Raw genomic sequence first — 20,500 nt, forward strand, 5'->3', positions numbered from 1 at the left:
GAGACCGGCAGCGCCCTGCTCGACCGGCTCGGCGGCTGCGACCCCGGCATCGAACTCGCCGACTTCCGCACCGCCGTCCGCCCGCTGCTGGCCCGCCTGCCCGAACGCGAGCAGACCGTCCTCAAGCTGCGCTTCTGGGACGGCTGCACCCAGTCCCGGATAGCCGAGCGGATCGGCGTCTCCCAGATGCACGTCTCCCGGCTGCTCAGTGCCACCCTCGCCCTGCTGCGCGAGCAGTTGGACGACCTGGACGCCGACGGCTGGGCCGACAGCGCGGAGCCGGCGGAATCGGGCTGAGGCCGACCAGGCGAGCCGCGGTTCCGGCGTGCGGCTTCAGGCCGCCCGCCCTTGAGCCTGTCTGCTGGCCGTCCGGCTTCGGGCGGGGCCGGGGCGTTAGCGAACGCGGAACCCGGGTAGCCGCAGCGGCGGACCACGGGGACGGCGGCGCGAGGAGGCGGACGGATGGATCGGCGTGAGCGGGTGGAGCTGCGCGGGATCGAGCGGGGGCTGCGCCGGGACCACGTCCTGGAGCTGAGGCTTCGCGTCGTCGGGTTCCGCCTGCGCGGCCGGGCCTGGGACGTGCTGCGCGGCGTGCGGCCGCGGACCGTGCCGGCGCTCGCCCTGCTGTCGCTGGGCCTGCTCGGGGCAGGCCTGGGGACGTCCGAGGCGCCGTTCCTGTGGGTCTTCACGGGCTGCTGGGCGCTGACCCTGACCATCGCCTTCGCGGTGCTCTGTGCCTGCGCCGACGGCCGCCAGGAGGAAGGGTGAACGCGCTGCCCGCGTCGCGCGGTCCGCTGTCGGCGGCGTTGACGGCCCTGCTCACCTCCGGACCGCCCGGAGCGGGCCGTCTGCCCACACCGCCCGGCCCGTTCGACGAGCCGTGGGGCGAGGACCACCAGCTGGCCCTGCACCTCTGTTACGAGCTCCACGACCGCGGGCTGCCCGGGGTCCTGGACGACTGGGAGTGGGATCCCGAACTCCTGAGATTCCGCCAGGGGTTGGAGCGCTCGTTCCTGGCCGCGGTACGTGCGGAGGCGGAGCCCGCGCCGCCCTTGCGGGACGCGTTCGAAGCACTGCTCACCGAGCCGCCCGACGGCACCGGCCCGTCGCACTTCCTGCTCGCCGAGGGTGAGCGCCGGCACGCCCGCGAGTACCTGGTGCACCGATCGGTCTACCACCTCAAGGAGGCGGACCCGCAGCTGTGGATGCTGCCGAGGATCCATGGGCCCGCACAGGCGGTGCTGACGGCGATCCTCTACGACGAGTACGGCGCCGGACGGCCGGAGCGGGCCCACGCCCGGCTCTTCGAGCGGATGATGGCCGCCTTCGGCCTCGACCCCGGCTACGGGCACTACCTGGACTTCGTGCCGGCGCCGACCCTGGCCGTGGTCAACCTGATGACGCTCTTCGGCCTGCACCGGGCGATGCGCGGGGCGGCCGTCGGGCACTTCGCGACCGTCGAGATCACTTCCTCGCCCGGCTCCGCCCGCTTGGCGGCGGCGTTGGAACGGCTCGGCGGCGGCCCGGACGGCACCCTCTTCTACCGCGAGCACGTCGAGGCGGACGCCGTCCACGAGCAGCTCGTGCGCCGCGGGGTCATCGAGGAACTGGTCGCGGCCGAGCCCGAGTTCGCCAGGGACGTGGCGTTCGGCGTGGCCGCGGCCGGGGTGGTCGGCGGGCGCTTCGCGAACCACTTGCTCGACCACTGGCGGGCCGGACGCAGCTCGCTTCGCTCACCCCTCCCGGACGGCACGGGCTGAATCGAGCCCGCCCGCGACCTCGCGCGCTCCGACCGGGAAGGATGGTCAGCCGGCTGCGGGGAGCCGGATCTCCAGATGCCCGGAAAGTACTCGGGTCACCATGGCCGGCTGGGGTGCGGTGGCCGGGCCGTGCACCACTTCGCCGTCCCGGAGCCGGAACGTGCTGCCGTGCCAGGGGCAGCGCAGACAGCCCTCCACGAGGGAGCCCTCGGAGAGCGGCCCGGACAGGTGGGCGCAGCGCTCGGCCAGCACGTGGCAGCGGTCGCCCTCGCGGACCACGACCACGGCCAGTTCGCCGGCCGTCGCCCGCACGGGCTTCCCCTCCGGGAAGTCCTCCACCGCGCCGAGGGAGACCCAGTCCGCGGGCGCCAGGCGAGGCACGGCGGCGGCCCGGTCGGGGCCGGCGGCCTGCCGGTAGGCCAGGTGCCCGCCGAGCGCGGCGGCGGCCGAGACGGCGGTCGCCCCGGCCAGGCCGAGCGGGGTGTGTCCGGGAGCCGGTCCGGGCAGGCGTGCGAGAGTGGCCGTAAGCCCGACCGTGACCGGAGAACGGGGTCGGCGCCGTCCCTCCGTGGCGGCGGGAGTGGCAGGGCGCAGCGCCGTCGGGCCCTGGCTCAGGAGACCGTGGTGGCGCCGTCGGGCCGCGCCGAGACCGTTTTTCAGGACAGGGCGGCCTGGCGGAGCGCGGTGACCAGCGCAGTGAGTTCGTATACCGCCCAGTGTGATGGTGTGTGGCATGCCGCTGTCGGAGCAATCGGGGCACAAGGGCCGTCCGGTCGTCACGCTGTCCCTGTTGATCACGCTCCGGAGCAGGGACCACCGCTGCACGGGGCGCGTGATCCAGCACCCCGAAGTCTCACCTCAAGCCGTCCCATCGGGAGACAGCAGTGATCGGACACCATGCCCCAGGACATCCCGTCGCCGAAGGAGAGGCAGGCGCCCAGGCCCGTGCGCGATGGTGGCGGGCCGGGGTCGTGGCAGGGGTGTGCGTGGCGCTGGCCGGGACCGGGCTGAGCCCCGCGACCGCCGCGGCCACGGAGTCCGCGCCGGCCACCGCCCCGGTGCGGACCCGGGGAGCCGACCCGGTGGTCACCTTCGGTTTCACCGGCGCCCCGCAGAGCCTCACCATCCCGGCCCAGGCGGTGGTCACGATCACCGCTGACGGGGCGGGAGGTGCCGACAACGCCGGCACCTCCTGTTCCGTCACGGGGACGGGCGGGACGGGGGCGCGGGTCGTCACCACTCTCCCGCAGACCACCGCGCCGACGACGGTCACCGTCAATGTCGGCGGTACGGGCGGCAAGGGCTGCAACGGCACGGGTTCGGGGGGTGCCGGCGGGTTCAACGGCGGCGCTCCGGGTGGGGGCATCTCGGCCACCGGGTTCCGGGCGGAAGGGCCGGGCGGGGGCGGGGCTTCCAGTGTCAGCGTGGGCTCCTTCCTGGTGGTCGCCGGCGGCGGCGGTGCCGCAGGGGGCACCGGGAGCGGCCTGTCGGGTGGCAACGGGGGCAACGGCGGGACGACGCCCGATGCCACCGGCGGTACCACGGGAAGCGCCACCGGCCCCGGGGCCGCGGCGGGGCACGGCGGGGGCGGCGGCAGCACCAGTACGACCACGGGCGGTGCGGGCGGGGCCGCCGGCGCCGTCTCGTTCTGTAGCGCCACGCCGGGTGGGCCGGGAGGCGGGTTCGCCGGCACCACGATCGGCACCGGCGGCGCCGGCGGAGCGATCGACGGCGGCTGTGCCGCCACCGCCACCGGTGCGGGCGGTGGCGGTGGCGGCGGCTACTTCGCCGGCGGGGGCGGCGGCAGCGCTGCCGTCAACAACACCGGCACGGAGGCGAGCGGCGGCGGTGGCGGTGGGGGAAGCAGCTTCGCGACCCCGTCGGGCACCGGGACGTCCTATGCGGCCTCGACGATCGGGACGGCGAACCACAACGGCCAGGTGGTCATCAGCTACACCGTGGGCAAGCCGATCACCACGACCCTGACCGCGATGCCCCAGCGCACCCGGACCGGCTCGCCGGTCGTGCTCAGCGACATCGTCTGCCCCGGCGCGGGCTCCACGACCAGGCCGACCGGAACCGTCACGTTCACCGACACCACCACCGGGACGACCCTCGGCACGGGACGCCTGATCCTCTCCCTCGGCGCGTGCGCCGCCGGCGGGACGGTCACCGCCTTCCGCACCGCGGGCACCCACACCATCACCGCCGTCTACAGCGGTGACTCGGTGTACCAGGACAACAGTGCCAACCCCGAGACCATCACCGTGACGGTGGACCCCTGATCAGAACGCCGCAGCAGCACCGAGGGGCACACCCTCGTCAACGGCAACGAGCACTGCTGCCGGCACAGATGACAGCGTGACACCAGGCGGGGCCCGCGAGGACGAATCGCGGGCCCCGCCTCCGTCGCGCCCGGGGCCCGGAAGGACAACAGCTTTTCAGTCTGCGGCCGAGCCGGTCGGAAGACCATGACAACTATCAGCCCCTACCGGCACCCGGAGCGCCGCGACCAGACTCTCCATCACCCGGTCCGCGGAGGCACCACGGTCCGGGCTCGTACCGACCACCGGCCGGTGCGAATCCCACCCTCGCTGCGCGTCCCGCGCACTCGATCTCCCAGGAGACGACCCGAATGAGTGTCCTCAAGCTCCAGAACATCGAGGCCCGCGTCAAGATGAGCGCCGTGGCAGTCCTCAGCCTGACGAGCAGCAGCAGCGCCTGCTGCAAGCCCAGCGAGCCCGGCAAGCCGTAGCCGGAAGGGTCCGTGCGGGGGGGCGTGCCGCGCCCCCGCACGGACCCTGTCGCTTCCACCGGCCGCCCCGGACGATCGCAGAGGCTGACATGCGCAACGAACGATGGGTCTACCGCTTCCTCTTCGCGTGGAACGACACGCTGTTCTTCGACCCGCTCGACGTCTCGTACGAACCGAGCGCGGACCACTTCCTCGCCGGGCTCGACGAGCCGCTGCGGGCGCGGTTCGTCCGCAGCGGCATCTGGTGGAGCCATCGGCCCAGCCCGGACCTGCCGGCGCAGGGCTGGAAGATCCATGTGTCGGCGAGCTGCCGTCACGTGCGCGAGGTCGCCGCCTCGGTGGTCGGATACCTGACGGAACGCGGGACCGACTTCAAGATAGCCCTCGACATCAACATCTTCGAGATGCTCAACTCCAAGTCGATGTCCCGGGGAAGCGGCGGCAAGCTCGTCACCGTCTACCCGCGCGACGACGACGAGTTCAGGGCCGTCCTGGCCGACCTGGCCGGACTCCTGGAAGGCTACGAGGGCGCCTACGTCCTGTCGGACCTGCGGTACCGGGACAGCAAGGCGCTGTACTTCCGTTACGGCCAGTTCCTCGACACCCACACCGTCGACGTCCTCGGCCGCCGGCACCCGCGGATCCTCGGACCGGACGGTCCCGTCCCCGACGACCGGGGCCTGGGGCGGGCCCGGCCCGACTGGGTGCCCTGGCCGTTCGACGACTGGAAGCCCGCGGACGAGGAGGAGGACGACGGCCTGCTCGGGGGCCGGTTCCGGGTGACCGGGGCGATCCAGTTCTCCAACAGCGGCGGCGTGTACACGGCCGAGGACACGGCGAACGACGACCGGCCGGTGCTGCTCAAGGAGGCCCGTCCGCACACCAACGTCAACCCCCGTCGGAACCACGACGCCGTGGACATCCTCGGCCGCGAGTGGATGTTCCTGAACCGGCTGGCCGACACCGGCTCGTACCCGGCTCCGATCGCGAAGTTCCGCCACTGGGAGCACCACTTCATCGCCGAGGAGTTCATCGACAGCTCCGACCTCCGCTCGGTGCTGCTCGAACGCAACCCGCTCGCGCGGCCGGGGTTCGACATCGAGCGGTCGCGGGAGTACCTGCGGATCTTCCTCGCGGTCTTCCGCGGGCTGGCCCGCGCGATCCAGGCCGCGCACGACCGCGGGGTGATCCTCGCCGACTTCACCGCCTCGAACCTGCTCGTCGACCCGGACACCTTGGAGGTGACCATCGTCGACCTGGAAGCCTGCCGGCTGGCCGGGACCGACGGCGACGGTGGTACCGACGGCGACGGCGGGAGCGGCGAAGCGGAGCTGGAGCAGCCGGTCGAACTCTTCACACCGGGGTTCAGCCTCTCCCGCGACGGCTTCAGGGCGTTCGGGCCGGAGGGCGACCGCTACGCCCTGGCGTCCACCATGGCGTACTTCGTCTTCCCGATCGCGGCGATGTCGTACCTGCGCGAGGACGTGCTCGACCTGTACCGGATCTTCATCACCGAGGGCCTGGGCTGGCCGGAGCGCGTCCACCGGTTGATCACCGACCTGGCCGGGGACCGGATCGGCCTCACCGACGTGCTCGACGCCCTGGAACACGAGGCGGACCTGCTCGACCAGGTCGAGGCCCTCCCGGCGCGGCCGGTCGTCGAGGAACGGCTCGGACTGGTGGAGGCGGAGACCGGGGTGGCCGCGTTCGTCGAGGCCGTCGCCGACACCGGCCGGGGCACGCTCTTCCCCGTGGACCCCTTCGCGCACGTCACCAACCCGCTGAGCCTCGGCTTCGGGGCGAGCGGCGTGCTGTGGGCGCTGCACTCCTCCGGCATCGCGATCCGGCCCGAATGGCGCGACTGGCTCGGCGGCAAGCTGGCCGACATCGACAGCGCGGAGTACCCGGACGGTCTCATGAACGGCCTGGCCGGCATCGCCTGGGCGGCCGACTCGCTCGGGTTCGGGACCGAGGCCGGGCAGCTGCTGGCCCAGGCCAACCGGCGCGCGGTGGAGCAGGGCGACCACACCTTCTACTACGGCCTCGCCGGAGTGGGGATGACGAACCTGCGCTTCTTCCTGCAGGGCCGCGACCCGCGCGATCTCGCCGCGGCACGGGACTGCGCGCGAGCCCTGCACGACACGGTGCGGCACGACGGCGAACGAGCCTACTGGGTGAACGAGTTCGCCGCCGAGGGGCCGATGACCGGCCTCGGCTTCGGACAGGCCGGCGTCGCGATGTTCCTGCTGCGCATGCACCAGGTCACGGGAGAGGAGCGCCACCTGCGCCTCGGACGGCAGGCGCTCGCCTGGGAGATGGCCCACGCCAAGCCCCTGGACGGCGCGGGCCCGATCATGTTCGAGCACGAGGGAACCATGGAGCCGTACATCGAGGTCGGGTCCGCGGGCGTGGCGCAGGTGCTGTTGCGCTACGGCGACCTGGACGCGGCACGCGCCGTTCTGCGCGGGCTGGACGTCCGCTACTCGGTGCTGCCCGGGTACGCCTTCGGCATGAGCGGGATCGCCGACGCGCTGCTCGACGCGGCCGAGTTCACCGGCGACCGCTCCTACCGCGACAAGGCGCTGACGCAGCTCGACACCGTCCGGAAGGTGTTCCTGTTCGAGCCCGCCGAGCGCTTCGGTCTGCCGCGCCAGGACGGCCGGACCCCGCTGGGTCTTCCCGGTGAGGGGCTGCTGCGCTGCTCCTGCGACTACCTGACCGGGTCGGCGGGCCTGCTGCGGGTGCTCCACCGGGTGAACACCGGAGGCACCGCCGACTTCCTGCTGGACGAGGCGGCGCGGTGAACAACCAGTTGTGGCGTACCTTGCGGGGCCACCGGGCCCCGTTCGTGGTGGTCCTCGTCGCCGAGGCCACCACGGGCGGGCTCGAGGCCCTGCTGCACCCCCTGCTGCTCAAGGCCCTGTTCGACCAGGCGATCCTGACCGCCGACTTCCGCAGGTTCCTCGTCCTCGGCCTCGGGTACCTCCTGTTCGGACTGACCCTCACCATCACGGACTACTGCGTCGCCTGTTGGCGCAAGCGCCTCGAGAACGCGTTCACGCTGGTGCTGGAGACGGAGTTGCTGAGCCGCACGCTGGGCCTGGACGGCCGAGAGGTGGCGAAGGCGGGGAACGCCTCGTACGTCAGCCGCATCCACAACGACGTCGCCCAGGGCGTCCTGCCGGCCATCGACGTCTCCCTCCGCATCGCACGCCAGGCGGTCGCGTCGGTCGCCTTCCTCGGCGTGCTGTTCTACCTGTCCTGGCAGGCCAGCCTCATCCTGCTGGTGATCGTGCCGCCGCTGGTGCTCGTGAGCAACCGGCTCGGCAGGCGGATCGAGCAGAACACCGGGCCCGAACGCGAGGCGGAGGCGCGGTACATCAACACGCTGACCCGCACGCTGGAGTCCTTCCCCGCCCTGCGCGGACTGCCGTCGCTGCTGCCGGGCACCCGCACGGTGAACCGGGACGCGCTGCGCGGGTTCCTCGACCTCACCTTCGTCAACTTCCGGCTGTCACAGCGGCAGCGAACCCTCAGCGACCTGGTGATGAACCTGTCGGACACCGCCTCGATGATCACCGGAGCCTTCTTCGTCTTCGCCGGGCGGATGTCGTTCGGCAGCTTCCTCGCCTTCGTGAACTCGCTGTGGCGGGCGGTGACCGGGATCTTCGACCTCGTCAACATGATTCCGCAGGCCCGCCGGAGCAACGCGGTCCTCAAGCGGATCGAGTCCCTGCGGGAGTCCGGGCAGGCCCCGTACTACGAGGAGGGGGCCCTGGTGCGGGTCCGCGGGGTCCGGATCGGGTACGGCGAGGGGGCCAAGGTGTCGATCGACGAGTTCGACCTGCGCGTCGGCGAGCGCGTGCTGCTCCGCGGCCCCAACGGTTGCGGGAAGACCACGCTCCTGCACGTCATGGCCGGGACCCTCGCCCCCGACGCCGGGGCGGTCACCCTGCCGCCCCGGGTGGCGAGCCTGACCGCCCCGGTGCACCTGCCTCCGCTGCCGGTGCGCGAACTGGTCGCCGACGAGCGGCTGCGCGCCGCGATGGGTCTGGACGGCCTGGCCGACCAGCTGCCCTCGGACCTGTCGTCCGGCCAGCGTCAGCGGGTCGGGGTCGCCGTGCTCCTGCACGAGGACGCGGACGTGTACCTGGCCGACGAGCCGTTCGCGAACCTCGACGACGGCGGCAGGGAGCTGGTGTTCCGGGTGCTTCGGGAGCGGACCGAGGGGCGCGCCCTGCTCGTCGTGCACCACGGGGACGAGGCCATCGACGGCCGCTTCGACCGGGTGGCGACCCTCACCGGGCTCCGCTAGGCGCCCCGAGCGGTCCCGGACGCGCAGCCGGATGGTGTACGGATCGGCCGACCTGGGAGCCGAGTCGGCGGAAGCCCGGGCGGCGGGCCCTCCCGCCGGGTCAGGAGGCCTCGAACGGATCGTCGTACCATCCCCGCTTCGCGCCGTGAGCGGGGCCCGGCCGCCGGCCGGAGCGGTGCACCCAGCCGGCGACGCCGACCCGCGAGGAGCACTGCAACCGCCGCATCGCCTCGCGGAGGTGGTTGACCACGGTCCACTCCGAGATGCCCAGGCGACGTGCGATCTGGTGGTTGCTCAGTCCGTCGGCCACCAGTAGCGAGACCTGGAACTGACGATTCGTCAGCTCCCTCTTCGGCGGGGTCCCGGTGGAGTCCGGCTCGCCGAGGGAGCAGAGCAGGTCCGGGAGCGCGGTGGCCGCGCCGGTTGCCAGTGCGTGGGTGAACTCGTCCTCGGTGAGCCGGCGGCGGATGCCGGGGAGCAGCCGGGCGGTGGCCAGATCGGGATCCGCGGGGTCGCCGGGAATGCCGGCCCGCCCCGGATGGAAGCTGCCCAGCAGTCGGGCGGCGTCGGTCGCCCGCGCCGCTGCGGGGCGCAGCGGACTCGCGGCCAGGCCGACCAGCGCGCCGAGCGTGGCGACGGCGCCGAGCGGGCGCAGCTGGGCCAGCCCCTCGACGTAGTGGGCGCGGGACGCGGACGGATCGCCGCCGGCGGCGGCGAGCAGGCCCAGGTGGAGCAGGGCCGTGCCGGCCAGCAGCGCGTCCCCCCGGTGCCGCGCCGCGGTCAGCACCCGGTCCGCCAGCGCGCTGCCGGGACCGGTTCGACCGAGCCGAAGCTCGGCCAGGGCGGCCTCCAACTCGACGCGCAGGGCCGCCGGTTCGTCGTCGGCTTCGCGGAGGAGCTCTGCCGCCCGAGTGAGTGCGGCGAGGGTTCGGGCGGGGTCACGGTCGAACCCGGTCAGGCCCCGCAGTCGCAGGAGTCGGGCCGCCGTGGAGGGGGCATCGGATGTGGTCCGACATCGGTCCGACTCTGCTGAGGCTGCCTCGGTCTCGTCCAGCAGGACAGTCGCCGACTCGTGGTCGCCGTCGAGCAGTCGGGCTTCGGCACGGATCAGCGCCAGCCGGACGCGCGCCCGCTCACCGGTGGCACTGGTGGAGCCGAGCAGCGCGGCGTCCCGGTCGGTCCAGGCCGGGCCGAGGCCGACGACGCGGGCGTGGGCGAGCAACCGCTCCATCAGGTCGAGGGCCTCGGCAGTGAGCCCGTGGCCGGTCAGGGTGTCGACCGCCAAGCGGAGGTTGGCCTCCTCGACGCGCAGGGCGAGCAGGGCAGTCCGCTGGTCACCGGCGGCCAGCCGACCGACGGCCCGGGCCGCGAGCCGGGCGTAGTAGCGCGCGTGGCGGAGTATGAGGGCGGCGGACGTACCGTAGGCGGGCCGGGCCTCGGGCAGGCCGTCGAACGGCACATGAAGTCGCGTTTCGGCCGCACCGGCCAACCGGCCGGACGGCCGGTCCTCGAGCGTCAGCGACTGCCGACCGAGCAGGGCTTCGAGCGCCGCGGGGAAGGCGCTCGGCGCGATCCCGGACACCGCCCGAAGTGCCTCGGGTCCGAACCCGCCGACGAACAGCGGCGTGCAGGACAGCAGCCGCGCCTCGTCGGCGACCAGCGGGCCGCCCCGCCCCGCTGGTCGCCTCGCCGCTCGTCCCGCCGGTGGGCCGGCCGGCGAGGCGCAGGGGGCCACCCCGCCGCCCGGAATCCTGCCTCCTGCGGGTCCGTCTCCTCCCGCCCCGCCGAATGCGGCCAGCACGGTGCCGATGCCCTCCAGTGCCGCCACCCGGGCCGCGATCACCAACGCCCCTGGCAGTCCCCGGAGTTCCACGCAGATCCGGCCTACGGCCTGCTGGTTCCGGGCGGTCACCGTGAAGCACGGGCTCCAGGCCTGCCGGGCGGCCGTGAAGACCTGGACCGAGGGGATGCGGCAGAAGGCGTCCAGGTCGATCGGCGACCAGTCGACCGGAACGGCCAGTGGGTCCACCCGGTACGCCACATCGGTGCCGGTGCTTGGCAGGCGACCGGTCGCGAGCAGCTTCGCCCCACTCGAGGCGCACCGGGTCAGCAGTGCCGGATACTCGTCCGGTTCGATCTGATCGACAGTCAGTAACGGAGCCTGACAGGGAGTTCTGGTCGTGCCGCCCATCGCTCGGTACTGCTCGGCGACCGCGTACGCCAGCCGGGTCTTGCCGCTGCCCGGAAGGCCGTGCAGCAGCACGCCGGGCACGGTGGGGTCGGCGAGCAGCCGCAGCAACTCGGCCGTCTCACGTGCCCGCCCGAACAGCTCGCCCGCGACGGCCCGGTGGTCCGCGGGCTCCGGCTGGGGGACGGTGGACTCGAACAAGGTGGTCATGGACGGCTCCAGAGCTGGCTCCACCTACGCGGCGCCCGTGCGCCGGCGGGATCGTCCGTACTGATGCTGGATGTCGGCCGCTGCCGGCGGTATCCCAGAGTTCTGGGATACCGCCGGGGGATCGCGGACCGCGGCGGTGCCCGCCGGTGTTCGAGGGCGAGGGGCACGGGACTCCGTGGTGTCGTCTCCGCCGGGGCCGGCGGTGCCGCACCGTCCGGCAGGTCTGGTTCCCCTCGGAAAACGCTGCACAAACGATTCGACTGGGCCATCGGTGCTGAACCGCTGCACCGTGGCCGCGTGACCTCGCTCATCCGAACCCGTTCCGACCTGGATCTCGGCGGCAGGCAAGTGCCGGGTGCCGCAGACCTGAGTCGTCTCCTGGACCTGTCGGCGCACGGCGACGAAGGCGCGTCCGAGGCGCTCCACCGTACGGTTGCCGCACCCGTGTACGGAGTCGCCTTCCACCCGCGGCCTCCGGTGGTCCGGTCCGTGCCGGCGTCCATCCGGGACGGGTGGACCTGCGCGCCGTCGACGGGGAGGCTGTGCGCGTGACCATCGGCCGACAGTTCCCCGCCCGGGAGCGCCCCGCTCCCGCGAGCCCGCCCACCGGGACGCCCGAGTGCGAGGCGTCGCCGTGCGCGGGCGTCTCCACTCCGGAGCCGGCCGAGCCGCACACGGCCCGGTCGGGCCGGAGCCCGCTGCCGGTCATCGCCGCCGTGGCGGTGTGCCGCGCGGGGTTCGCCGTGGGGAGGACCGCAGGATGGTGACCTCATCGGCCGGCCGAGGCCCCGGCCGGCGGATCGGAGCGCGATCCGGAGACCCGGACCCGGCACCCGAGCCGGTGGACGATGTCGGGCTTCCGACCGGCCGCGTGGCCCAGCGGCTGGGTGTGTCACCCACGACGGTCCGCTCCTGGGAACGCCGCTACGGCATCGGCCCTGCCCATCGGGAGGCCGGACACCACCGCCGCTGGAGCCCCCGGGACATCGACGTCCTGGAGACGATGTGCCGGCTGACGGCACGCGGGGTGCCTCCGGGCGAGGCGGCACGGGCGGCCCTGGCCGAGCGCGACGTCTCCGTACACCAGGACAGCCCGCGACGCGCTCTCCCCGAGCCGCGAACGGACTCACAGGGCGGCGGGCGGCTCGGGCACGGTCCGGGCGGAAGCCACGCCTCGCGGGTCAAAGCGGTGCGCCCTGAGTGCCGGGGCCTGACCCGGGCGGCGGTGCGGCTGGACGGGCCGGAGGTCGCCCGGATCCTGCGGGAAGCGGTGGACGCGCTCGGGGTGGTCGACGCGTGGACGGAGGTCATGATGCCCGCGCTGCGCGCCGCGGGCCGCAGGTGGGCGGCGGACGGCGAGCAGTACGTCGAGGTCGAGCACCTGCTGTCCTGGCACGTCTCCAGCGCTCTGCGGGGCGTGGCCGTCGGCGGGCCCGCCGCCCGCCAGGTGAGGCCCGTCCTCCTGACGGCGACGCCCCTCGAACTGCACACCCTCGCCATCGAGGCCACGGCCGCAGCGCTCACGGAGCGCGGGGTCCCCTTTCGCATACTGGGCGCGGCCGTCCCGCCCCGGGCCCTGCTCGACGCCGTCCACCGGATCGGGCCGTCGGCCGTGATGATCTGGTCCCAGGACCAGCACACCGCGGACCGCGAGCTGGTGCGCAGGGTCGGCGACAGGGTGTGGGGCCCGCGCGGCGCCCGCGGCGGAGCCTTGGTCGTGGCCGCCGGTCCCGGTTGGGCCCGCGACCAGCCCCGGGCCGGCGCAGCCCGCCCCCGCACCCTCGCGGACGCCGTCGACCTCCTGGAGCAGGCCGTCACGGCCTGAAGTCCCACCACCGACCCACCGTCCCGTCCCCTGTCCCGGGCCTGCTCGGGGCGCAACGGCCCGGCCGGGCCGAGTCCGCGGCCCGCACCGGCGGGTTCGCGCCCCTGCCACGCGCCGACACCCGACCACCCCGACCGCACTCCCTGCGAGGCACCGCCCGTGACCGTCTCCATCGCCCTGTTCACCCAGGACCTGCGCCTGCACGACAACCCGGTCCTGCACGCCGCCCACACCGCGGCCGACCAGGTCGTGCCGCTGTTCGTCCTCGATCCCGCCGTCGAGGGCGCCGGGTTCGCCGCCCCCAACCGGCTCGCCTTCCTGTCCGACTGCCTCGCCGACCTGGACGCCTCGCTGCGCCGGGCCGGCTCCCGGCTGGTCGTGCGGCGCGGCGAGCCCGCCGAGCAGACCGCCAAGGTGGCCGCCGAGGCCGGCGCCGGGACGGTCCACGTCGCCGCGGGCGTCAGCGCCTTCGCCCACCGTCGCGAGGCACGGCTGCGCGCCGTGCTCGGCAACCGCCTGCACGTCCACGACGCCTCCGTGACCGTCCTTCCACCTGGGCGTGTCGCGCCGGCCGGCCGCGACCACTACGCGGTCTTCACCCCGTACCACCGCGCCTGGCGGCAGGCCCCCCACCGCAGCGTCCTGGCCGCGCCCCGGGTGATCCGCACGCCGGACGGCATCGGCAGCGAGAACCTCGTGTTCAGGGGCCCGCTCTCGCCTTCCCTGCCGCACGGTGGCGAGAGAGCGGGCCGGGAACTCCGGCGTCGCTGGGACGTGGACGCGTACGCCGACGTCCATGACGATCTGGCGGCCGACGCCACTTCCCGGCTCTCCCCGTACCTGCACTTCGGCTGCCTGTCGGCCACCGAGCTGACGGCAGGCGCGCTCCAGCGCGGCGGGCCCGGAGCGGAGGCCTTCGTCCGGCAGCTCGCCTGGCGCGACTTCCACCACCAGGTCCTCGCCGCCCGCCCCGACGCCGCACACCGCGACTACCGCACCCGGGACGACCACTGGCACCACGACGAGCGCGAGGCCGAGGCCTGGCGGCAGGGCCGCACCGGCTACCCGATCATCGACGCCGGGATGCGCCAGCTCGCCGAAGAGGGCTGGATGCACAACCGGGCCCGCCTGCTGACGGCAAGCTTCCTCACCAAGTCGCTCTACCTCGACTGGCGGATCGGAGCCGCCCACTTCCTCTCCCTGCTCGTCGACGGCGACATCGCCGTCAACCAGCTCAACTGGCAGTGGGTCGCCGGCACCGGCACCGACACCCGCCCCAACCGGGTCCTCAACCCGCTGCGCCAGGCCGACCGCTACGACCCCACGGGCGACTACGTACGCCGGTGGGTGCCCGAACTGGCCCACCTGCCCGGGCCGTCCGTCCACCGCCCCTGGCTCCTCGACGGAGACTACCCGCCCCCGATCGTCGCGCCCGAGGACCTCACGGCCCGGTTCCAGCACGGCCGGCCGGTCCTCGGCGCGGGCGAACGCCAGGACCGGCCGACGGGCCCGCCGGTCCACCCGGTCGCGGGCTCCGGAAGCAAGGCGGGATCCTGGTCCCGTCGGTCCGGGCACCGGCCGGACCCGACACCCTTGACGTCGGACGAGGAGCCGAGATGAACGCCTTGCGACCCGACTCGAAGCGCTGCCTGGTGACCGGCGCGAGCGGCTACATCGGCGGCCGTCTGGTGCCCGACCTGCTCGCGCGCGGGCACTCCGTGCGCTGCCTGGTGCGCGACCCCGACCGGCTGCGGGACCAGCCGTGGCGGGCCGACGTCGACGTCGTCCCCGGCGACGTGACCCGGCCCGAAACCCTCCAGGGGGCCCTCGACGGCGTCGACGCCGCCTACTACCTCGTCCACTCCCTCGGCACCGGACCCTCCTTCGAGACCACCGACCGGGAAGCCGCGCGAGCCTTCGGGGCCGCCGCCGCGGCCGCCGGCGTCACCCGGATCGTCTACCTCGGCGGCCTCGTGCCCACCGCGGTGCCGGAAGCGGACCTGTCACCCCACCTGAGGTCCCGCGCCGAGGTCGGACGCATCCTGCGCTCCAGCGGCGTCCCGACCGCCGAGCTGCGCGCCGCCGTGATCATCGGCTCCGGCAGCGCCTCCTTCGAAATGCTCCGCTACCTCACCGAACGCCTGCCCGCGATGGTCACCCCTCGCTGGGTGTCGACCCGTATCCAGCCCATCGCCGTCCGCGACGTCCTGGGCTACCTCGCCGCCGCCGCCGACCTGCCACCCGAGGTGAACCGCACCTTCGACATCGGCGGCCCCGACGTCCTCGACTACCAGCAGATGATGCGGCGATACGCGCGCGCGGCCGGACTGCGCCGCCGCCTGATCGTCCCCGTGCCCGTCCTCACCCCCCGCCTCTCCAGCCACTGGGTCGGCCTGGTGACCCCGGTGCCGAACTCCATCGCCCGCCCCCTGGTCGAGTCCCTGCGCCACGAAGTCGTCTGCGGCGAGCACGACATCGCCGGGTGGATCCCGGACCCGCCGAACGGGCTGACCGGCTTCGACCAGGCCGTCACGCTCGCCCTGCGCCGCATCAAGGACGCCGACGTCGCCACCCGCTGGTCCTCCGCCTCCCTGCCCGGCGCCCCGAGCGACCCCCTGCCCACGGACCCCGACTGGGCGGGCGGCAGCCTCTACCAGGACATCCGGGAACGCACCGTCACCGCGTCGGTCACCGCCGTCTGGCGGGTCATCGAAGGCATCGGCGGTGACAACGGCTGGTACTCCTTCCCCCTCGCCTGGGCCCTGCGCGGCTGGCTCGACCGCGCGGTCGGCGGCGTCGGACTGCGCCGGGGCCGCCGTGACCCGGCCCGGTTGCGGGTCGGGGACTCCCTCGACTTCTGGCGGGTGGAGGAGATCGAACCCGGTCGGCTGCTCCGTCTGAGGGCCGAGATGCGCCTGCCCGGGCTTGCCTGGCTCGAACTCTCCGTCACACCCGACGGCGGGCGCGGGGCGCGCTACCGGCAGCGGGCGCTGTTCCACCCGCACGGCCTGGCCGGACACGCCTACTGGTGGGCCATCGCCCCGTTCCACAGCGCCGTCTTCGGAGGCATGGCCCGCAACATCACGGAACGCGCCCTCCGCGCCGATTGAACGGCTCTCCACCAGCCCGCGACCAGCCGCACGGCGGTCGAACCGGCCGGACGCCGGGACGCTGTGGGGGCCCGGGCGGCGGCGGGCGGCGGGCGGGCGTCACATTCGGCGGACGCGCAGGACGCTGGTCAGCATCGGGAGGGTGAACTCGCCGTCGCCGGTCTCCGGTCGGGCGGCGAGGTATGTGCGGGTCGCCTCCAGGAGGGTCTCGCGCTCCTGCTCGGGCATGACCAGGACGCCCGCCTTCGTGGCGAGGGTCGCGACGAGGGAGTCGGCGGTGCGCCGCTGGCCGTGGGGGAACTCCGCCTGTTCCGGTGAGTCGAACCAGGCGTCGGCGCCGCCCGACGCGGGCAGGTGCATCCGGGCCGTCTCGGTGCGCCAGCTGCCGGGCACGTCGCGCGGACCGATGGCGGCGGGGCCGGTGACCCTGGCGAGGCCGGCCACCCAGGCGATGCCGTCGTCGAAGACGTTCCACAGGCCGGCCAGGACGCCGCCGGGCGCGAGGACCCTGGCGATCTCGGGCCCGGCGGCGGCCATGTCGAACCAGTGCATGGCGTTGCCGGACACCACGGCGTCGACCGACCCGTCCGGCAGCGGGATCGCCTCGGCGCTCCCCTCCAGTGCGCGGACGTCCGGCAGTGTGCCGCGCAGTTCGGCCAGCATCGCCGGGTCGGGCTCGACCGCGACGACCTGGCGGCCCAGTGCGACCAGCGCGGCGGTGAGCTTGCCCGTTCCGGCGCCGAGGTCGAGCACCCGCGGGCCGGGCGCGGCTTCGAGCGCCCAGTGCACGGCGGCGTGCGCGTAGTCCGGGCGGTGCTCGGCGTAGGCGACCGCCGCCCGGCCGAACGACGAGCTGTGCAGCCGTCGTTCGGCCTGCGCCGGCACCTGTCCGGTGGGCGCGTGGCCGCGGGTGTCGTCCCGGTGGTGCTCGGTGCTGTGGTCGGTCCCCGTCATCGTGGCTCCTCGTGGTCGGCGGGCTGTGCCGGGTGCACAGCGCGCGGGCGTCCGCCCGGGGTCGACCGGCCCCGGGGACGCGAGCTAGCGGATCGATAGCTCGGGAGGGTAGGCGCTGCCGCCTTCCGGGACAAGGAGCGAGGGACAAGCTCCACGTCCGCTGACCGGGGATCAGAACGGACGTACGACCGGGCGATCGCTACCCTGACGCGGTGACGATCGAGCTGCGCGTGCTGTCCACGGTCTCCTGCCGGGGTGAGGAGGTCACCGCGCCCGGGCTGCGGGGGCTGCTCGCGCTGTTGGCCGGGGAGGTGCGGGCCGGGTGCGGCCGGGGGCGGCTGGTGGACGGGCTGTGGCCGGAGGAGCGGCCCGAGCGGCCGGAGAAGGCGTTGCAGGTGCTGGTGTCGCGGGCCCGGGCGAAGTTCGGGGCGGAGCTGATCGTCAGCACGCCGACCGGGTACCGGCTGGGGCTCGGGGAGGAACGGGTGGACGCCTCGGCGGTGCTGCTGCACGCCGCGGCCTGCGCCGAGAAGGCCCGGGCCGGGGACCACGCCGGGGCGCTCGCCGAGGCCGAGGCGGGGCTGGAGCTCTGGGAGGGGGACACCGCGCCCGCGGAGCCCGAGGGGACGGATCCGGTGTCCGCGCTGCGCGCCGAACGGGCCCGCACCCACCGGGTGTTGCGGCGGGCCCGGGCGCTCGCGCTGGCGCGCACCGGGCGGCACGCGGCGGCCGTCGAAGCGCTCGCCGAGGAGGCCGCCGGGCAGCCGCGCGACGAGGAGGTGCTGCTGGAGCTGCTGCGCTGCGAGGCCAGGACGGCCGGGGCGGCGGCCGCGCTCGGCCGGTACGACCGCTACCGCCGCGGCCTGCGGGACACCCTGGGCGCCGACCCGGGGCCCGAACTGCGCGCACTGCACCAGGAGTTGCTGCGCGGTGCGGCGGCTCCGGTGCGGCGCGGGGTGCCGCACGAGCCGAACCCGCTGGTCGGCCGGGAGGCCGATCTCGCCGCCGTGGCGGAACTGCTGGGCACCGCCCGGGTGGTGTCGGTGGTCGGCCCCGGCGGGCTCGGCAAGACCCGGGTGGCCGCCGCCGTGGCGCGCGGGGCGGCGCAGCGGGTGGTGCACCTGGTGCCGCTGGCCGGAGTGGCGGCCGACCAGGACGTGGCCGGGGCGGTGGCCGCCGCCCTCGGCGCGGGCGACCGGGCGGGGATCGCCGGTGCGCTCGCCGCCGGGCCGGTGCTGCTGGTACTGGACAACTGCGAGCAGGTGGTGCGCGGTGTCGCCGACCTGGTGCACGCGCTGGTGGCCGCCCGCCCTGACCTGCGGGTGCTCACCACCAGCCGCGCACCGCTCGGGATCTCCACCGAATCGGTGTACCTGCTACCGGAGTTGGACCGGGTGTCCGCCGTCGAGCTGTTCACCCAGCGGGCCCGGGCGGCCCGCCCGGACGTCGAGCTGCCGGCCGGCCCGGTCGCCGAACTGTGCGCCCGGCTGGACGGGCTCCCGCTGGCCCTGGAGCTGGCGGCGGCCCGGGTACGGGTGCTGGCGGTGCCCGAGATCGCCGACCGGCTGGCCGACCGCTTCGCCCTGCTGCGCGGCGGGCCCCGGGACGCGCCGCAGCGCCACCGCACCCTGCAAGCCGTGGTCGACTGGAGCTGGAACCTGCTGGACCCGCCGGGCCGGGCCGCCCTGCGCGCGCTCTCCGTCTTCCCCGGTGGCTTCACCGCCCGCGCCGCCGGGCGACTGCTCGACGACCCCGATGTCCTGACCGTCCTGGAGGACCTGGTCGACCAGTCGCTGCTGCGCCTGACCGACACCCCGAGCGGGGGACGGTTCCGGATGCTGGAGACGGTCCGGGAGTTCGGCGCGGTCGAGCGGACGAAGGCGGCGGAGGACGAGGCCGTCACCGCCCGGTTCCTGCTCTGGGCGCGGGAGTTCGGCATCGACCACCACGACGGCCCGTTCGGCCCGGCGGCCGTACCGGAGTGGCGGCTGGTCCGCGCCGAGCAGGACAACCTGGTCCGGGCGCTGCGGCTGGCCCTCGCCGCCGGGGACGGGCCCGCCGTCGCCGCGACCGCCGCCGTCCTCGCCGGGCTGTGGACCACCGAGGGCAACTACGTCCGGCTGCTCGCCCTCGCCGAGGACACCGGCGGCCCGGTCTCCCGGCTGCGGCCCGGGCCCGAACTGCTGGAGCCGGTGCGCACCCTCGCCGCCCTGAGCACCGTCAACACCCTGCTCGCCGCGGGCGGCGGGCTCGGCACCGGCACCGGCGCGCTGCGGCTGCTCGCCGCCCTGCGGCGGCTGCCCCCGGCCGCGCCGGACACCCCGGTGCGGGCCATCGCCACCGTGATGGCGGCCGTCCCCGAGGTGCTCGGCCCGAACGATGGCGAGGTGGGCGCCCCGGGCGGCGGGCTGTTGGCGGCCCTGTGCGCCGCCCCCGAACCGCTGCTCGCCGGTGTGGCCGAGGCGGTGGCCGGCTACCGCTGGGAGGCCGCGCAGGAGATGGAGCGGGCGACCGCCTCGGCGCGGCGGACGCTGGCGGCCTTCGAGACGCTGCCGGTGCCCTGGCTGCGGGTGCTGGCGCTCGCCCGGCTCGGCGAGCTGCATCTACAGGGCGAGCGGGGCGCCGAGGCCCTGCCGCTGCTGGGCGCGGCGATGGCGGAGCTGGACCGGCTCGGCGACTGGAACGACATGCTGGGCCTGCGCTGGGGCATGGTGATCGGCAGCTTGCAGGCCGGGGACCCGGACGGCGCCGAGCACTGGCTGGAGCTGGCGGTGCGGCACCAGCCCGCGGAGGCCGCCGAGCTGCCCGCCCCCGAGCTGGGCGTCCGGGCCGAACTCGCCCTCGCCCGGGGCGAGGTGGATGCCGGTCTGGCGCTGTGGCGGCGCTCCGCCGAGCTGCTCGCCAGGGCCGCGGAGCCGCCCGCCGAGCCGTCCTGGGCGCTGGAGCCGATGGCGGCCTGCGTGGCCGCGCACGCCCGGTACGGCGAGTCGGAGCGGGTGGCCGCCCTGGCGGCTTCCCTCCCGGAGCGGCTGGTCGAACTGCTGGGCCGGCCAGCCGCGTTGGTGGAGGGCCCGCTCGCGGGGGCGCTGCTGCTCGCGCTCGGCCTGGTGGCGCTGGACCGGGGCGGCCGTGAAGGCGATCCCGAGCGGACCCGGACGGGCGTACGGCTGGTCGTGCTGGCCGAGCGGTTCCGCTGCCTGCGCACCTTCCAGCCGACCATGGGCTCGGCGGCGGCCCGGGCGGGCGCGGAGCGGGCCGACCCGGCGGAGTACCGCCGGGCGGTGGCCGCGTACGGGTCGGCCGGGTCCGCGCCGGCGGACCGGTCCGCCCTGGCGGCCGAGGCGCGCCGGCTGGTGGGCGGCTGAGCGCGGAACCCAGAACGG

14 protein-coding genes are annotated in these 20,500 nt (G+C 74.8%); 11 read left to right on the plus strand and 3 right to left on the minus strand.

What is annotated here, in order from left to right:
* From ACWDD9_RS42000 to ACWDD9_RS42010, 3 genes are all read left to right on the plus strand, one after another.
* Positions 1-297, plus strand: a 297-nt coding sequence (locus tag ACWDD9_RS42000; protein ID WP_449814557.1) for a sigma-70 family RNA polymerase sigma factor, incomplete at its 5' end; no start/stop codon positions are given.
* Positions 298-462: 165 nt separating this feature from the next.
* Complete coding sequence (locus tag ACWDD9_RS42005) at positions 463-768, plus strand: hypothetical protein (protein ID WP_375877420.1); 306 nt, start codon at positions 463-465, stop codon at positions 766-768.
* Positions 765-1,760, plus strand: a complete 996-nt coding sequence (locus ACWDD9_RS42010; RefSeq protein WP_049649671.1) for an iron-containing redox enzyme family protein — start codon at positions 765-767, stop codon at positions 1,758-1,760. The genes ACWDD9_RS42005 and ACWDD9_RS42010 overlap by 4 nt, the downstream gene beginning before the upstream one ends.
* Positions 1,761-1,805: 45 nt before the next feature.
* Here ACWDD9_RS42010 and ACWDD9_RS42015 read toward each other — a convergent pair whose 3' ends face one another.
* Positions 1,806-2,141, minus strand: coding sequence for a Rieske (2Fe-2S) protein (locus ACWDD9_RS42015; protein ID WP_375877421.1), 336 nt, complete (start codon positions 2,139-2,141; stop codon positions 1,806-1,808).
* Between the two features lie 605 nt (positions 2,142-2,746).
* On the opposite strand from ACWDD9_RS42015, the gene ACWDD9_RS42020 reads away from it, so the two are divergent.
* From ACWDD9_RS42020 to ACWDD9_RS42035, 4 genes are all read left to right on the plus strand, one after another.
* The gene (locus ACWDD9_RS42020; protein ID WP_449814558.1) at positions 2,747-4,045 is read left to right on the plus strand and encodes an Ig-like domain repeat protein; all 1,299 of its coding nucleotides are present in this window, start codon (positions 2,747-2,749) and stop codon (positions 4,043-4,045) included.
* Between the two features lie 350 nt (positions 4,046-4,395).
* A complete protein-coding gene (locus tag ACWDD9_RS42025) occupies positions 4,396-4,515 on the plus strand; it encodes a class III lanthipeptide (protein ID WP_199823182.1) in 120 nt (39 codons plus the stop codon).
* 89 nt (positions 4,516-4,604) lie between these two features.
* Positions 4,605-7,319: a class III lanthionine synthetase LanKC gene (gene lanKC / locus ACWDD9_RS42030; protein WP_449814559.1), complete on the plus strand. Its 2,715-nt coding sequence runs from the start codon at positions 4,605-4,607 to the stop codon at positions 7,317-7,319.
* Positions 7,316-8,830 carry an ATP-binding cassette domain-containing protein gene (locus tag ACWDD9_RS42035; RefSeq protein ID WP_449814560.1) on the plus strand — a complete coding sequence of 505 codons (1,515 nt, stop codon included), beginning with the start codon at positions 7,316-7,318 and terminating at the stop codon, positions 8,828-8,830. Before lanKC ends, ACWDD9_RS42035 begins: the two co-directional genes overlap by 4 nt.
* A 100-nt stretch (positions 8,831-8,930) precedes the next feature.
* Here ACWDD9_RS42035 and ACWDD9_RS42040 read toward each other — a convergent pair whose 3' ends face one another.
* A complete protein-coding gene (locus tag ACWDD9_RS42040; RefSeq protein WP_449814561.1) occupies positions 8,931-11,228 on the minus strand; it encodes a LuxR C-terminal-related transcriptional regulator in 2,298 nt (765 codons plus the stop codon).
* Positions 11,229-11,988: 760 nt separating this feature from the next.
* Between ACWDD9_RS42040 and ACWDD9_RS42045 the strand changes: the two genes are divergently transcribed.
* The 3 genes from ACWDD9_RS42045 to ACWDD9_RS42055 all read left to right on the plus strand — a co-directional run bounded on the left by ACWDD9_RS42045 (position 11,989) and on the right by ACWDD9_RS42055 (position 16,163).
* Positions 11,989-13,053, plus strand: a complete 1,065-nt coding sequence (locus ACWDD9_RS42045) for a MerR family transcriptional regulator (RefSeq protein WP_449814562.1) — start codon at positions 11,989-11,991, stop codon at positions 13,051-13,053.
* Between the two features lie 159 nt (positions 13,054-13,212).
* Positions 13,213-14,673 (plus strand): cryptochrome/photolyase family protein, encoded by a 1,461-nt coding sequence (locus ACWDD9_RS42050; RefSeq protein ID WP_449814563.1) that lies wholly within the window; start codon positions 13,213-13,215, stop codon positions 14,671-14,673.
* Positions 14,670-16,163, plus strand: coding sequence for an SDR family oxidoreductase (locus ACWDD9_RS42055; RefSeq protein ID WP_449814564.1), 1,494 nt, complete (start codon positions 14,670-14,672; stop codon positions 16,161-16,163). The genes ACWDD9_RS42050 and ACWDD9_RS42055 overlap by 4 nt, the downstream gene beginning before the upstream one ends.
* 99 nt (positions 16,164-16,262) lie before the next feature.
* Here the strand turns inward: ACWDD9_RS42055 and ACWDD9_RS42060 are convergent, their stop codons facing one another.
* Positions 16,263-17,117, minus strand: a complete 855-nt coding sequence (locus tag ACWDD9_RS42060; RefSeq protein WP_449814565.1) for a class I SAM-dependent methyltransferase — start codon at positions 17,115-17,117, stop codon at positions 16,263-16,265.
* 212 nt (positions 17,118-17,329) lie between these two features.
* On the opposite strand from ACWDD9_RS42060, the gene ACWDD9_RS42065 reads away from it, so the two are divergent.
* On the plus strand, positions 17,330-20,482 hold the full coding sequence (locus ACWDD9_RS42065) for an ATP-binding protein (protein WP_449814566.1): 3,153 nt from the start codon (positions 17,330-17,332) through the stop codon (positions 20,480-20,482).
* Positions 20,483-20,500 lie beyond the last annotated feature (18 nt).

The organism is Kitasatospora sp. NPDC001119 (assembly GCF_053598475.1).

Excerpts from the sequence above, each read along its gene's own strand:
- ACWDD9_RS42005 (WP_375877420.1), top strand. The coding sequence starts at position 463 with ATGGATCGGCGTGAGCGGGTGGAGCTGCGCGGGATCGAGCGGGGGCTG.
- ACWDD9_RS42040 (WP_449814561.1), bottom strand. The coding sequence starts at position 11,228 with ATGACCACCTTGTTCGAGTCCACCGTCCCCCAGCCGGAGCCCGCGGAC.
- ACWDD9_RS42055 (WP_449814564.1), top strand. The coding sequence starts at position 14,670 with ATGAACGCCTTGCGACCCGACTCGAAGCGCTGCCTGGTGACCGGCGCG.
- ACWDD9_RS42045 (WP_449814562.1), top strand. The coding sequence starts at position 11,989 with ATGGTGACCTCATCGGCCGGCCGAGGCCCCGGCCGGCGGATCGGAGCG.
- ACWDD9_RS42060 (WP_449814565.1), bottom strand. The coding sequence starts at position 17,117 with ATGACGGGGACCGACCACAGCACCGAGCACCACCGGGACGACACCCGC.
- ACWDD9_RS42025 (WP_199823182.1), top strand. The coding sequence starts at position 4,396 with ATGAGTGTCCTCAAGCTCCAGAACATCGAGGCCCGCGTCAAGATGAGC.
- lanKC (WP_449814559.1), top strand. The coding sequence starts at position 4,605 with ATGCGCAACGAACGATGGGTCTACCGCTTCCTCTTCGCGTGGAACGAC.